A 14,316-nucleotide genomic window follows, 5' to 3' on the forward strand; every position below is an offset into this window, starting at 1 on the left:
GGTTATAGCCTGCAAACAGGGCTGGAAATCCTGTTGCGAAAGTGCCAATGGCCCTTTCGCGGTATAATCCGGCCCCAGACGAATTACTTACGGGGCGACTCGCCGGGATTGGCGGTTCCCCCTGAAACATGGCGGGAAAATGGACGAAGATTTCACCGGCGAGAAAGAGGGCGGCGATGCGCCGCTGATCGACCTCAACGATGCCTCGATCAAGAAGCTGATTGCCCGGGCCAAGCGCCGCGGCGTCATCACCATGGACGAGCTGAACGAGGCCCTGCCCCAGGACCAGATGTCTTCCGAGCAGATCGAGGACATCATGGCCGCGATCTCGGAAATGGGCGTCAATATCGTCGAGAGCGACGAAGATGCGGTCGATCCCGATGAAAAGGACGTCGACGAGGTCGATGATTCCGATTCGATGGGTGCGGAACGCCCGGCCGTCGAAAAGAAGAAGGAAACCGTTGACCGGACCGACGATCCGGTCCGCATGTACCTGCGCGAAATGGGCGCGGTCGAGCTGCTCAGCCGCGAAGGCGAAATCGCCATTGCCAAGCGCATCGAGGCCGGTCGTGACACCATGATCCTGGGCCTTTGCGAAAGCCCGATCACTTTCCACGCCATCATCCAGTGGTCCGAAGCGCTCAATAACGAGGAAATGCAGCTGCGCGAGATCCTCGATCTTGACGCCATGCTGTCGAAGGAGCCGGCGCCCGAAAACCTTACCGAAGACGGCGAGGAAGAAGGCGATGGCGAGATCACCGCCGCCACTGCCGGGCCGAGCTTCAAGGACGAAGAAGAGGACGAAGAGCCCGAATCCGCTTCGGACGAGGACGATGACCAGATCGAACGTCGCATGCCCCGGCAGAACGACGACGATGACGAGGACAACACGCTCAGCCTCGCCCAGATGGAAGCAGCGCTGAAGCCCGATGCGCTTGAAAAGTTCGCGGAAATCACGCGCCTGTTCAAGAAGTTCGAGAAGCTTCAGGCGGAACGACTTGAAGTCATGGGCGCAGGCGGCGCACTGACCACGGCCAAGGAAAAGGCTTACCAGCAGCTGCGCGAAGACCTGACCGCGCAGGTCGAATCCGTGCAGTTCCACGCGACGAAGATCGAATACCTCGTCGACAATCTCTATGCCTTCAACCGCCGCCTCACGGCGCTTGGCGGCCAGATGCTGCGCCTTGCCGAACGCCATAAGGTCAACCGCAAGGACTTCCTCGACAGCTATATCGGCCACGAGCTCGATGAAGGCTGGCTGCAGGCGCAGGCCGGCAAGGACAAGAAGTGGGCGGCATTTGCCGAGCAGGAAATCGATGCCGTCGAGCGCATCCGTGCCGAGGTTTCGGACATTGCCTCTGCCACCGGCATGGCGCTCCCCGAATTCCGTCGCATCGTCAACATGGTCCAGAAGGGTGAGCGCGAGGCGCGCATTGCCAAGAAGGAAATGGTCGAGGCGAACCTGCGTCTGGTGATCTCGATCGCCAAGAAGTACACCAACCGCGGCCTGCAGTTCCTTGACCTCATTCAGGAAGGCAACATCGGCCTGATGAAGGCGGTCGACAAGTTCGAGTACCGCCGCGGCTACAAGTTCAGCACTTATGCCACCTGGTGGATCAGGCAGGCGATCACCCGATCGATCGCCGATCAGGCCCGCACCATCCGCATCCCGGTCCACATGATCGAGACGATCAACAAGCTGGTGCGCACCAGCCGCCAGTTCCTGCACGAGCAAGGCCGCGAGCCGACGCCGGAGGAAATGGCCGAGCGCCTCTCCATGCCGCTCGAAAAGGTCCGCAAGGTGATGAAGATCGCCAAGGAACCGATCTCCCTCGAAACGCCGATCGGCGACGAGGAAGATTCGCACCTCGGCGATTTCATCCAGGATCCCAACGCGGTCATTCCGGTCGACGCGGCGATCCAGGCGAACCTCAAGGAAACGGTTACCCGCGTCCTTGCCAGCCTCACCCCGCGCGAGGAACGCGTGCTGCGCATGCGTTTCGGCATCGGCATGAACACCGATCACACGCTGGAAGAAGTCGGCCAGCAGTTCTCGGTCACCCGCGAACGTATCCGCCAGATCGAGGCAAAGGCGCTGCGCAAGCTCAAGCACCCGAGCCGCAGCCGCAAGATGCGCTCGTTCCTCGACCAGTAAAAAAAACGGCGGGCCGGGAACCTTTCCCCGTGCCAGCCGTTATAGTGACATGATCGGCTGTCTCAGGACACCGATCTGAGGAGCCCCGCTACAGAGATGTGGCGGGGCTTACTTTTTCGGCTTGGTGATCGGGATGGCCGGCACGTTTTTGTCCGATGAATAGACCGCCACGGTATCGGCAATCGGATCGAACCGCACCCAGAGCGAAACCAGCAGGCTGAGAGCCAGAGCCGCAAGGGCCCCTCGCCGTGCTGCTCTCGGGGCAAGCCCCGGCCACAGCGCCAGAATCGCCAGTGTCGCCAGGGCGAGAGGCACGGAGACAACGAAGGGCATGGTCGGCCCGACGCCCTGCATGGCGAAATGGCCGAGGTAGATCTCGTACCCCAGCACAAGCGCCGCCCCCAGCCAGCCGATGGCCTTGCCTGGTCCACCGGGCAGGCAAAGCGCCAGCACCGCCAGCAGGACCGGTATGAGCACGACATAGGCCGCCGTTGGGGCAAGCAGCTGGGCAATGGCCCCGAGCACTGCCAGGACAAGGGTGGCACCCACCCTTGCCGCCTTGCCCGCGCCTCTGCCGAACGCCAGCAGGAACATGCCCGCACAGGCCAGCAGGGCCATGATCTCAAGCTTGGGAATGGCAGCCAGCCGGTCATAGTAATTGGCCTGAGAGCCCGCCCCCGAAACCAGGTTGAGGGCATAAAGCGCGACACCGGTGCCCAGCATCATGCCCAGCATCCGGCCGGAGCCGCCAAGCACCGCGTGCAAGCGGCAGTCGCGACGCACCGCGCTCGCCAGCCCCAGACCGATCGCCGCGACCATGATCCAGCCGATCCATGCGGGATAGGTGACAAGGAACAGCCCGAATACGTCGAAGAAGACGACGCTCGGCGATGCCTGCGGCAGGCTTGGTGAGCGCACCAGCCGGTCGGTCAGTGCCAGCACCTGCCCACCCATGTCCTGAAGTGCGCCCTGATCGAGCCGTTCCGGTGTCGCAAGCGGCGAATGGTAAAGTCCGGACCGACCGATGAACGCGAAGTTGTAGCCCGGATAGTCGGCCCGCAGCGAAACCGAGAGGTCGGTATCGTTGGGCAGGACCGAATAGATGAAAGCCGCCAGCGAGGACGCACCCGGACGGCTCACCGCATCGGCATAAAGCGCCACGGCATTGCCGTTGTCGGGCGAGGTTTCAAACAGTGTTGTCCGCCCTCCGCCGCCCCGTGCTTCCATGTTTACGATCATGCCGATCCGCGCGCGTAGCGGATCGCTGGCAAAGAAGGCCTCTGCGCCGGATAGCCCAAGCTCCTCGGCATCGGTGATCACCACGGCCAGGTCGCGCAGCGGCTGTCCCCTCGCCTTGATTGCCCGCACCGCTTCAAGGATAGTCGCAATGCCGGCGGTATCGTCTGCCGCGCCCGGCGAGCCCCAGACCGTATCGTGATGGGCCATGAGCGCCACGGCGGGCAAGGTGCGGTCTTTCCCCGGCAGAACGCCGATCACGTTCACCATGCGCGTCGGGGCATGGGAACCCTTGCTCCAGCCCTGCATCCGTTCGGTGGAAAGCTGCGGCAGCGGCAGGTCTACCTCGCGAACCTCAAGCCCCAGCGATTTCAGGCGATTGACGAGGTAGGCGCGAACCTCGGCATTTTCCGGCGTGCCTGTCGGGTGGGGTTTTTCTGCTATCTGCCGGACGTCGATCATCGCCCGCCCGGCGGAAAAGGCACCGGCACCGGCCGTGTCCGGTACTGGCCCCGGCGGCGTCGTGCCCAGGATCGCCAGCCCGATTGCCGCAACCAGCGCGGCGATAAATCCTGCCCAGCCCTTCATTGCCTTGCCCTCCAATCCCGGTGCGAGTGTTGCGCTGCGGGCCGGACGAGTCAAATCCGGCGCGGCTGTGCACGATGCGCGCTTTGCGGGTGGCATCCTGGGGACCTTGCCCCTATGGGGACACGAACCGAATCCCCTGCCCTTGAACCGAGCCAGCGCCGATGAGAATTGCCATCGCCTCCGACCACGCCGCAGTCGACCTCAAGGCCGAACTGCGCGAATACCTCATCGGGCTGGGCCACGAGGTTGCAGACCTTGGCCCCGAAACTGCCGACCGGGTGGACTATCCCGATTTCGGCTACAAGCTTGCCGCTGTCGTCGCCGATGGCACGGCCCGTTTCGGTGTGGCTCTTTGCGGTTCGGGCATCGGCATTTCGATTGCCGTCAATCGCAACCCGGCCTGCCGCTGCGCTCTCGTCTCGGAACCGCTTTCCGCCGCCCTCGCGCGTGAGCACAACGATGCGAACGTTCTTGCCATGGGCGCCCGGCTGACCGGCGTGGACATGGCCAAGGCCTGCCTCGATGCTTTCCTTTCCACCGAATTCGGCGGAGGCCGCCATGCCGGCCGCGTCGATAAGCTGTCCAACCCCGCTTGCTGAACAGGGACTTCCGATGACCGCCGTGACCCCCAATGGCTTCTTCACCGCCGACCTCGCCCAGACCGACCCCGAAATCTCCGGCTGGATCGGCAAGGAACTTGGCCGCCAGCGCGACAAGATCGAGCTGATCGCCTCGGAGAACATCTGCTCCAAGGCCGTGCTCCAGGCAGCCGGATCGATCCTCACCAACAAGTACGCCGAAGGCTATCCGGGCAAGCGCTATTACGGCGGCTGCGAATATGTCGACGAAATCGAGACGCTGGCGATCGAACGCGCGAAGAAGCTGTTCGGATCGAACTTCGCCAACGTCCAGCCGAATTCGGGCAGCCAGATGAACCAGGCGGTGTTCCTTGCCCTGCTGCAGCCGGGCGACACCTTCATGGGGCTTGACCTCAACGCCGGCGGCCACCTCACGCACGGGTCGCCCGTGAACATGAGCGGCAAGTGGTTCAATCCGGTGCCCTATGGCGTGCGTCCCGACGATCACCGCATCGACATGGACGAGGTTGCCCGCATCGCCCGCAAGAACAAGCCCAAGCTGATCATCTGTGGCGGCACGGCCTATTCGCGCGAGTGGGACTTCGCCCGCTTCCGCGAGATCGCCGACGAAGTGGGTGCCTACCTGCTGGCCGACATGAGCCACTTCTCGGGCCTCGTCGCCGGCGGCGTGCACCCCTCGCCGGTGCCGCATGCCCATGTCACCACCACGACCACGCACAAGTCGCTGCGCGGCCCGCGTTCGGGCATCATCCTGTCCAATGACGAGGACATCGCGAAGAAGATCAACACCGCGATCTTCCCCGGCCTCCAGGGCGGCCCGCTGATGCACATCATCGCGGCCAAGGCAGTTGCCTTCGCCGAGGCCATGACGCCGGAATTCAAGGCCTATGCCGCGGCGGTCAAGGCCAATGCCAAGGCGCTGGCCGCCTCCATCGAAGCGCAGGGCCTGTCGATCGTCTCGGGCGGCACTGACAACCACCTGATGCTTGTCGACCTGACGTCGAAGGACATCACCGGCAAGGCGACCGAAAAGGGGCTCGATCGCGCCGCGATCACCTGCAACAAGAACGGCATCCCCAACGACAAGCGCTCGCCCTTCGTCACTTCGGGCATCCGCCTTGGCACCCCGGCCGGCACCACGCGCGGCTTCGGGGTTGAGGAATTTGCCCAGATCGGCGGCCTGATCGCCGAAGTGGTCGAAGGCCTTGCCCGCAACGGCGACGAAGGCGACGCGCAGGTCGAACAGAGCGTGAAGTCCCGCGTCGAGGAGCTTTGCGCCCGCTTCCCGATCTATCCGGGAATGTAAGCCATGCCGCGCGGCAACGACCTGATCGGCGACCTGAAGGAAGAAGTGGTCGGCATGGCCAAGCAGGGTGCCCGCCACCCTTCGACCAAGCCGGTCCTTACTGCTGCAGCGGTCGGCGCGGTGGCCGGCCTTGTCCTGCCGGTTGTTTCGCTGCCGCTCGGCGCGGTCGTCGGGGCCGGGTTCATGCTGTACAAGCGCGTGAGGCCCTAACCAGCGATGCGCTGCCCTTTCTGCGCCCATGACGACAGCCAGGTGAAGGACAGCCGTCCCACCGAGGACAACACGGCCATCCGCCGCCGCCGCCAGTGCGAAGGCTGCGGCGCGCGCTTTACCACCTTCGAACGGGTTCAGCTGCGCGAAATCACCGTGCTGAAAAGCAACGATGCCCGCCAGCCGTTCGACCGGGCAAAGATCGAGCAATCCGTCACGCTGGCCTGCCGCAAGCGGGGCATCTCGCAGGAGCGGATCGACCAGCTGGTTTCGGGCGTGCAGCGCCAGATCGAAACCATGGGGGAAAGCGAAATCCCCTCACGCGCCATCGGCGAAATGGTGATGGAAGGCCTGCGCCAGCTGGATTCTGTGGCCTATATCCGCTTCGCCTCGGTCTATCGCGATTTCGGCGACGCCAAGGATTTCGAGGATTTTGCCGGGACGGTGCGGGATGTCGGGAAGCACTGATCCCGTCATCGTCCTCGTCCGTCCGCAGCTGGGTGAGAACATCGGCAAGGCGGCACGGGCGATGCTCAACTTCGGGCTCGCCGAAATGCGCCTCGTCTCCCCGCGCGATGGCTGGCCCAACCCCAGCGCCGGCCCCGCCGCAGCCGGTGCGGATATCGTGCTGGAAAAGGCGCAGGTCTTCGAAACGCTGGCAGACGCCGTGGCCGACTGTGCCCATGTCTATGCCACCACGGTGCGCAAGCGCGGCGTAACGAAGCCGGTGATGACGCCGGAACAGGCGGCGAAAACCATCCATGCAGAGCCGGGACGCTCCGCACTTGTCTTCGGACCCGAACGATCGGGGCTGGAAACCGATGACGTAGCCCTTGCCCGGACCATCCTTACCGTACCGATCAACCCGGAATTCGGCTCGCTCAACCTCGCCCAGGCAGTCATCCTGTGCGCCTACGAGTGGTCGAAGCAGGCCTCGCTCGCGCAGCCGACCATCGAGGAACTGCTGCCCCCTGCCCCGCAAGATGAGCTGGAGGGCATGATTGCCCACCTTGAAAGCCTGCTCGAGCCGGCGGGATACTTCTTCCCAGAGAGCCGGGCGGCCGCCACTCGCCGGACGCTGCGCACGATGCTGACCAAGCCGGCATGGAACCACCTTGAGGTGCGCACCATGCGCGGCGTGCTCTCCGCGCTCGAAAAGAAGCCGCGCAAACCTTGACTTTCTGCTGCAGCGCAGTAAAGGCGCGCCTTCGCAATTGATCCCGCACTCCGGTGAAGCGGCGGTCGCGTCAGGGGAATGCCCTGGCGGTGCGGTTCCGGACCAGAAGCGGGGCACTTCGCTCCGCACAGCAAATTGAAGGAAATACGCATGTCGAAGCGCAAGGCTTCCAAGCACAAGATTGACCGCCGCCTTGGCGAAAACATCTGGGGTCGTCCGAAGAGCTCGGTCAACCGCCGCGCCTATGGCCCGGGCCAGCACGGCCAGCGCCGCAAGGGCAAGCTTTCGGACTTCGGCATCCAGCTGCGCGCCAAGCAGAAGCTCAAGGGCTACTACGGCGACGTGACCGAAAAGCAGTTCAAGCGCACCTACCAGGAAGCCGCCAAGATGAAGGGCGACACCGGTCAGAACCTGATCGGCCTGCTGGAACAGCGCCTCGACATGGTCGTGTACCGCGCCAAGTTCGCGCCGACCATCTTCGCTGCCCGCCAGATCGTTTCGCACGGCCACATTCGCGTGAACGGCGTGCGCTGCAACATCGCCAGCCGCCGTGTTCGCCCCGGTGACGTCGTCAGCCTGGGCAACAAGGCCAAGGAAATGGCGCTGATCATCGAAGCGCAGGGCCTCGCCGAGCGTGAAATCCCCGAATACGTCGCGCCCGACGGCAACGACAAGATCACTTTCGTCCGGGTCCCGACGCTGGATGAGGTTCCCTATCCGGTGAAGATGGAACCGAACCTGGTGGTCGAATTCTACTCGCGCTGATCCGACTGGATCTGCAAGACAAGAGGGCGGTCCTGCGGGGCCGCCCTTTCTGTTTGGCGCAAAGCGATTTACGTATTTGGCGAAGTGCGGAATATGTCTTCCGTGAACGATCGAACTTGCCGGAACGGGAACCGCATTGACGCACGAGCAACATGTCGCCGCCTTCGAAGCACTGCTCGATGCTTGGCTCCAGTCCGCCCGCGATAATGATCTGGCAGCAACCGGGCAGCTGCTAGCCGACGATTACCGGATGGAACTGCCGGACGGATCGATCGCGACGTGGCAGGCGGAGCAAGCCTTCAGGCAACAGATGACGGCGCTTGAAGTCTTGCAGCGCGATGCCGTTGTTGCACCCGACGGACGCACGGCACAGGCCTCGCTGCTGATCGAGTTCGCACAGGGACCAGCTTCAAGCGAAGCAAGGGGCCGGTTCAAGCTGGCGGTTTCCGCCCTGAACACGGACGGGGGATGGAAAGTGCAGCACATCCGCTGCGCGATCGACGGACGGGCAGCACCGCCGCCGCCACCTGCGCCGTCCGAACCTTCCCGCCTCGCGCGCCTCAAGCAAAGATTACGCCGTGCTTTCCCGACTGCAGAGCGCGAGGTTGCACAAGGCCACGCCAGCCACCTGCCCTATCGGCCGGGCGAAAGCTTTATCCTGCCCCCTCGCCCCGAGAGGCGGCCGGAGGACGATCTACCGATCCCGCCCGAGCACCTGTGGCTGGGCTACAATTATCCGATGCATGGCAAGCTCCATGTCGGCACCATGCTGGATGCCTTGCGCGAAACGGGCTTTTCCATCGGACAGGGCCATCGCGTGATCGATCTTGGCTGCGGCGCCGGCCGGATGATCCGGCACCTGCTGCCCTATGCCTCGACTGCCGAAATCTGGGGCCTCGACATCAGCGCAGAGCACATCTTCTGGTGCCGCGAGAACCTTTCGCCCCCGTTCCGTTTCGCCACGACCACCAAGGTGCCGACCCTGCCGTTCAAGGACAGCAGCGTTGCCCTCGTCTACTGCGGCTCGTTGTTCACCCATATCGACGATCTGGCCGATGCGTGGCTGTGCGAACTGCGGCGCGTGCTCAAGCCCGATGGCCGGCTGTTCCTGACGATCCATGACCAGCATACCATGAACCTGCTCGGCCAGCCCGAATATGGCTGGACGCCGCTCGCCCGCCTGCTCCGCGAGCACCCGCTCTACGAAGAGGCTCAAGGCGGGTTCGGCATGCTTTCGATCGGCCGGGACGACCTTTCGCAGGTGTTCTATGACCGGTCCTACTTCGAGGCCATGACCGACCAGTCATTCGAAACGCTGTCGGTGATCGAGGAAGCCTACTTCTACCAGACCGCGATGGTGCTGAAGCCGCTCTAGAGCCGATCAGCTGCCGAGGCCGATCATCGCAGTCCCGGCACACCACGGCGAGGTGCACGGTTGTTTTCGGAACGAATGCCTCCGCCAGGTGTTCGGCGGGGCTATGACCCTCTATCGATTTGTCACGCCGCATCGCATCGGCAAGTGGTATCGCGATCTCAGAACTGCCCAGGCCCAGGCCTGCGCAATCGGAGCGGGCTTTCAGGAACGGAAAAGCGGACAGTTCTTCGCCTACCGGGAAACCCGGCTGGAAGTGAGCGATCAGCCCAGGTAATTGCGCCGGAATTCTGCGGCAAAGGCAGCAAAACGCCCCGCGGCGATTGCATCGCGCATGGCCTGCATCAGCGACTGGTAGAACCACAGGTTATGCTCGGTCAGCAGCATGGCACCCAGCATCTCGCCCGACTTGATCAGGTGGTGCAGGTAGGCGCGGCTGTAATCTCTGCAGGCCGGACAGCCGCACCGTTCGTCGATGGGCGACAGGTCTTCGGCATGCTTCGCATTGCGCAGGTTCAACGGGCCGTTCCAGGTGAAGGCCTGTCCATTGCGACCCGACCGGGTGGGCAGGACGCAGTCGAACATGTCCACGCCGCGTTCGACCGCGCCGACAAGGTCATCCGGCTTGCCCACCCCCATCAGGTAGCGGGGCCGATCCTCCGGCAACTGGCCGGGAGCGAAATCGAGCGTGGCGAACATTGCCTCCTGCCCCTCGCCCACCGCAAGGCCGCCAATGGCATAGCCATCAAAGCCGATATCGCGCAGGGCGTCGGCGCTGGCCTTGCGCAGGCTTTCGTCGAGCGCGCCCTGCTGGATGCCGAACAAGGCCGAACGTTCTGCGTGTTCGCCGCCGGCATCGAAGGCATCCCGGCTGCGCTTGGCCCAACGCATCGACATTTCCATGGACCGGGCGATGACATCGCGCGGCTGATCGGCGCGGGGGCACTCATCGAAGCACATGACGATGTCGGACCCCAGCAGGCGCTGGATCTCCATCGACCGTTCCGGGCTGAGCAGGTGGCGCGAGCCGTCGAGGTGGCTGGCAAAGGTCACGCCTTCTTCGGTGATCTTGCGCAGGTCGCTCAGGCTCATCACCTGATAGCCGCCACTGTCGGTCAGGATCGGGCGTGACCAGTTCATGAAGCGGTGCAAGCCGCCAAGGCGCGCCATGCGCTCGGCACCGGGGCGCAGCATCAGGTGATAGGTATTGCCCAGGATTATATCCGCCCCGGCCGCCCGCACGCCTTCGGGTTTCATCCCCTTCACCGTCGCCGCCGTACCGACCGGCATGAACGCCGGCGTCCGGATTTCGCCCCGGTGCATGGCAATCGTGCCCGTACGGGCCTTGCCGTCGGTGGCGTAGATGGTGAAAGCGAAGCGGGAACCGGTCATCGCGCGCGGCTATGGCAGCAGCAGCGAAGAATCTCCATAGGAATAGAACCGGTATTCGCTGGCGATGGCATGGGCATAGGCCGCCTGCATCCGTTCGCGGCCCATCAGCGCACTGACCAGCATGAACAGCGTCGATTTGGGCAAGTGGAAGTTGGTCATCAACCCGTCGATGGCTCGGAAGCGATAGCCGGGGGTGATGAAGATCGCAGTATCGCCCTCGAACGGGCGGATCACGCCATCTTCGCCCGTGGCGCTCTCCAGCAGGCGCAGCGAGGTAGTGCCGACGGCAATCACCCGGTTGCCATTGGCCCGGGCCGCGTTGAGCCGGTCCGCCGTCGCCTGGTCGATGCGGCCCCATTCGGCATGCATCTTGTGATCCTGGGTGTCTTCCGCCTTGACCGGCAGGAAGGTTCCGGCACCGACATGCAGGGTCAGCGTCTCGCGGCGGATGCCTGCGCCATCGAGCGCTTCCAGCAAGCCGGGGGTAAAGTGCAGCGCCGCCGTGGGCGCGGCGACCGCGCCGGGCTCGTCGGCGAAGATGGTCTGGTAGTCTTCCAGGTCCGCCGCATCGGTGGCCCGCTTGCCGGCGATATAGGGCGGCAGAGGCATACGGCCTGCCCGCTCGAGCAGGACTTCGACCGGCTCGTCCCCGGCAAAGGCCAGGGTCCAGCTTCCATCCTCGTGCCGTTCCTCGGCCGTGGCAGCGACACCGGCAGGAAAGGCGATGACATCGCCCTGCCGCAAGCGCTTGGCATTGCGGATGAATGCCTGCCAGCGCCGCAGGTCGATGCGCTTGTGCAGCGTTGCACCGATCCGTGCATCCCCGCGCTGGCCTTCGAGCTGGGCGGGGATGACACGGGTATCGTTGAACACCAGCACGTCACCCGCGCGCAGCATGGCGGGCAGGTCGCGCACCGAACGATCCTCGAAATCGCCCTCCCCGCGCACGACAAGCATGCGCGCCGCATCGCGCGGACGCGCGGGACGCAGAGCTATGCGTTCGGCCGGCAGGTCGAAATCGAAAAGGTCAACGCGCATGGCGCCTTGGGCCGGGTCAGTTCTTCTTCGCTGCGGCCTTCACGGCCGTCTTCGCCGGGGGAACCGCGAGCGCAGCCGGTGCCGGGACCGGCGCTTCAGCAACCGGCGGTGCGGGCGGCGGCGGCATCATCTGCGCCTTGCCCTCGCTGGCGAGGCTGGCCTGGAGGATCCGCGTCGGGTTCTGGGGCGGTTCGCCGCGCTCGATCGTATCGACATATTGCATGCCGGAAATCACGCGGCCGAAATTGGTATAGCGCTTGTCGAGCGCGAAGCGCGGGAAGAACACGATGAAGAACTGGCTGTTCGCGCTATCCGGCTCATTGGTGCGAGCCATCGAAACGCTGCCGCGCATATGCGGCACCATGTTGAATTCGGCCTTGAGGTCCGGCAGGTCGGAGCCGCCCTCGCCAGTGCCCTTGGGATCGCCGGTCTGAGCCATGAAGCCGTCGATCACGCGGTGGAAGACGACGCCGTTATAGAAACCGCGCTGGGTCAGCGTCTTGATCCGCTCGACATGGCCGGGCGCCCACGAGGGCATCAGGCGGATGGCCACGCGGCCACCGTTCGACAGATCGAGCAGCAGGATATTCTCGGGCTCGACCGACATGTCGGTGTTTACAGACGTGCTGAGAGCCACCGGCGCCTTTTCGACGACGATGTCCTTGGCCTTCTTCTTCGCCATGGCAGGCGAAGCCGCCAGCGCACATCCCAGCATCACGGAAACAAGCAGGTTACGGCACTTCATCGCAGGCTTCTCACAACTGGGGGACTTGTCGTGCGCAGGCGATAGCGAGGCACGGCTGACATGGCAATGAACAGGACCTGTTAATCGTCGCCAAGCTGCCCCAGTTCAGCGACGCGGGCAACCACGTCATCGCGCACGCTGGGGCTGACGAAATTGGCGATATCGCCGCCGAACAGGGCGATTTCCTTGACGAGCTTGCTGGCGATCGGCTGCAGCGAAACATCGGCCATCAGGAACACCGTTTCGATCCGGTCATTGAGCTGCTGGTTCATGCCGGCCATCTGGTATTCGTATTCGAAGTCGGCCACGGCGCGCAGGCCGCGCACGATCATGCTGGCGCCCTGCCTTTCGGCGAACTTCATCAGCAGGGAATTGAACCCGACCACTTCGACATTGGCGATACCCATGTCCGCCACTTCGCGCCGCACCATGTCCATCCGCTCATCGGGCGAGAACATCGGGTTCTTCGACATGTTGGTGGTGACACCGATGATCAGCCGATCAACCAGCTTTGCTCCGCGCCGGATGATGTCCCCGTGGCCCAGCGTGATCGGATCGAAGGTTCCGGGATAGACGCCGATGCGTTCCATGGCTCAGTGATCCCTTTCAACAACATAGCGCGCCAGCGCCCGCAGCAGGTCTGCTTCCTGCCCGTGGTGGCCCAGATGTGCAATGGCCTGATCGACCAGCATTCGGGCCTGTTCCCGAGCGCGCTCGGGGCCGAGCAGCGAAACGAAGGTCTGCTTGCCGGCCTCGGCATCCTTGCGCAGAGCCTTTCCGGCTGCCGCCTCGTCTCCCTCGTGGTCGAGCAGGTCGTCGGCGATCTGGAAGGCAAGGCCGATATCGCGGGCATAGCCGCGCAGGTGCGTGCGGCCCTCTGGCGGCAGGCGGCCAAGGATTGCGCCCATGTCCACTGCCGCCGCGAGCAAGGCACCGGTCTTGAGCTGCTGCAGGCGGGTGATGGTCGGCAGGTCGAACGATTGCCCTTCGGCAACAATGTCCATCATCTGACCGCCCGCCATGCCGTTCATGCCCGAAGCATGGCCAAGCGAAAGCACCAGCTCTGCCCGGGTGAAGGGATCGGGAAAGGCCACCGGATCGGCGAGAAGCTCGAACGCGAAATCGTGCAGCGCGTCCCCGGCGAGAACTGCGGTAGCCTCGTCGAATGCCAGGTGCAGCGTCGGCTTGCCGTGGCGGGTATCGTCATTGTCCATGCACGGCAGGTCGTCATGGATCAGCGAATAGACATGGATCGCCTCGATCGACAGGCCGGCGCGCAAGGCGCTGGAGCGGTCGACGCCATACATCTCCGCCGTCGCGGTCAGCAGCAGCGGCCTCAGCCGCTTGCCGCCGCCGATGGCCGCATAGCGCATCGCCTCGACAAGCCGCGCGCGGGCATCGCCGGGCACCGGCAGCAGGAGATCGAACAGGTCATCGACTTCCGCGGCAATGCGCGAAAGAGCCTCGGCAAGGATCGGTTCTGCGGCCACGACGGCTCAGGCGTCAGGCGAATCGAACGGCGCCGTTCCGGCGGCCTGCCCGTCAGCACCCTTGACGATTTTCTCGATCCGGGCCGACGCCGCATCCAGCCGTGACTGGCACAGCTTGCGCAGCCGTTCGCCCTCTTCATACAGCGTGATCGAATCGTCGAGCGGAACCTCGCCGCTTTCCAGCTTGCGGACGACGTCTTCCAGCGCCCTGAGCGCCTGTTCGAAGGTCATTTCGGACATATG

At 64.1% G+C, this 14,316-nt stretch carries 16 protein-coding genes; 9 read left to right on the top strand and 7 right to left on the bottom strand.

The genetic code is table 11. The features are described 5' to 3' along the window. Positions 1–139: 139 nt before the first annotated feature. Positions 140–2,155: an RNA polymerase sigma factor RpoD gene (gene rpoD / locus C0V78_RS03040; protein ID WP_101796381.1), complete on the top strand. Its 2,016-nt coding sequence runs from the start codon at positions 140–142 to the stop codon at positions 2,153–2,155. 108 nt (positions 2,156–2,263) lie between these two features. Here the strand turns inward: rpoD and C0V78_RS03045 are convergent, their stop codons facing one another. Continuing rightward, a complete protein-coding gene (locus C0V78_RS03045) occupies positions 2,264–3,979 on the bottom strand; it encodes a M20/M25/M40 family metallo-hydrolase (RefSeq protein WP_101796382.1) in 1,716 nt (571 codons plus the stop codon). Between the two features lie 161 nt (positions 3,980–4,140). Here C0V78_RS03045 and rpiB point away from each other — a divergent pair, with 161 nt between their 5' ends. From rpiB to C0V78_RS15000, 8 genes are all read left to right on the top strand, one after another. After that, the gene (rpiB, locus tag C0V78_RS03050) at positions 4,141–4,578 is read left to right on the top strand and encodes a ribose 5-phosphate isomerase B (protein WP_101796383.1); all 438 of its coding nucleotides are present in this window, start codon (positions 4,141–4,143) and stop codon (positions 4,576–4,578) included. Between the two features lie 13 nt (positions 4,579–4,591). Continuing rightward, positions 4,592–5,884 (top strand): serine hydroxymethyltransferase, encoded by a 1,293-nt coding sequence (glyA, locus tag C0V78_RS03055; protein WP_101796384.1) that lies wholly within the window; start codon positions 4,592–4,594, stop codon positions 5,882–5,884. Between the two features lie 3 nt (positions 5,885–5,887). After that, positions 5,888–6,094 carry a hypothetical protein gene (locus tag C0V78_RS03060; protein ID WP_101796385.1) on the top strand — a complete coding sequence of 69 codons (207 nt, stop codon included), beginning with the start codon at positions 5,888–5,890 and terminating at the stop codon, positions 6,092–6,094. Between the two features lie 6 nt (positions 6,095–6,100). Further along, positions 6,101–6,562, top strand: a complete 462-nt coding sequence (nrdR, locus tag C0V78_RS03065) for a transcriptional regulator NrdR (protein ID WP_101796386.1) — start codon at positions 6,101–6,103, stop codon at positions 6,560–6,562. Further along, a complete protein-coding gene (locus C0V78_RS03070) occupies positions 6,546–7,271 on the top strand; it encodes an RNA methyltransferase (RefSeq protein ID WP_101796387.1) in 726 nt (241 codons plus the stop codon). The genes nrdR and C0V78_RS03070 overlap by 17 nt, the downstream gene beginning before the upstream one ends. 150 nt (positions 7,272–7,421) lie before the next feature. Beyond that, complete coding sequence (gene rpsD / locus C0V78_RS03075; RefSeq protein ID WP_101796388.1) at positions 7,422–8,036, top strand: 30S ribosomal protein S4; 615 nt, start codon at positions 7,422–7,424, stop codon at positions 8,034–8,036. Between the two features lie 136 nt (positions 8,037–8,172). Further along, positions 8,173–9,411 carry a methyltransferase domain-containing protein gene (locus tag C0V78_RS03080; RefSeq protein WP_101796389.1) on the top strand — a complete coding sequence of 413 codons (1,239 nt, stop codon included), beginning with the start codon at positions 8,173–8,175 and terminating at the stop codon, positions 9,409–9,411. Between the two features lie 103 nt (positions 9,412–9,514). Beyond that, positions 9,515–9,685, top strand: a complete 171-nt coding sequence (locus C0V78_RS15000) for a hypothetical protein (RefSeq protein ID WP_173843324.1) — start codon at positions 9,515–9,517, stop codon at positions 9,683–9,685. On the opposite strand, the gene tgt is transcribed toward C0V78_RS15000, so the two are convergent. The 6 genes from tgt to C0V78_RS03110 form a co-directional block, all read right to left on the bottom strand. Continuing rightward, positions 9,673–10,800 carry a tRNA guanosine(34) transglycosylase Tgt gene (tgt, locus tag C0V78_RS03085; RefSeq protein ID WP_101796390.1) on the bottom strand — a complete coding sequence of 376 codons (1,128 nt, stop codon included), beginning with the start codon at positions 10,798–10,800 and terminating at the stop codon, positions 9,673–9,675. The genes C0V78_RS15000 and tgt overlap by 13 nt on opposite strands. A gap of 9 nt (positions 10,801–10,809) precedes the next feature. Continuing rightward, positions 10,810–11,838 carry a tRNA preQ1(34) S-adenosylmethionine ribosyltransferase-isomerase QueA gene (gene queA / locus C0V78_RS03090; protein WP_101796391.1) on the bottom strand — a complete coding sequence of 343 codons (1,029 nt, stop codon included), beginning with the start codon at positions 11,836–11,838 and terminating at the stop codon, positions 10,810–10,812. Positions 11,839–11,854: 16 nt separating this feature from the next. Further along, positions 11,855–12,583 (bottom strand): peptidylprolyl isomerase, encoded by a 729-nt coding sequence (locus tag C0V78_RS03095; RefSeq protein ID WP_101796392.1) that lies wholly within the window; start codon positions 12,581–12,583, stop codon positions 11,855–11,857. A gap of 80 nt (positions 12,584–12,663) precedes the next feature. Next, positions 12,664–13,173, bottom strand: coding sequence for a pantetheine-phosphate adenylyltransferase (gene coaD, locus C0V78_RS03100; protein ID WP_101796393.1), 510 nt, complete (start codon positions 13,171–13,173; stop codon positions 12,664–12,666). 3 nt (positions 13,174–13,176) lie between these two features. Then, on the bottom strand, positions 13,177–14,073 hold the full coding sequence (locus C0V78_RS03105; RefSeq protein WP_101796394.1) for a polyprenyl synthetase family protein: 897 nt from the start codon (positions 14,071–14,073) through the stop codon (positions 13,177–13,179). Between the two features lie 6 nt (positions 14,074–14,079). Continuing rightward, entirely contained in the window at positions 14,080–14,313 is a 234-nt protein-coding gene (locus tag C0V78_RS03110; RefSeq protein WP_371514414.1) for an exodeoxyribonuclease VII small subunit, read from the bottom strand. Positions 14,314–14,316: the final 3 nt, after the last annotated feature.

Origin of the sequence: Novosphingobium sp. TH158 (assembly GCF_002855555.1) — a bacterium.
GTDB lineage: Bacteria > Pseudomonadota > Alphaproteobacteria > Sphingomonadales > Sphingomonadaceae > Novosphingobium.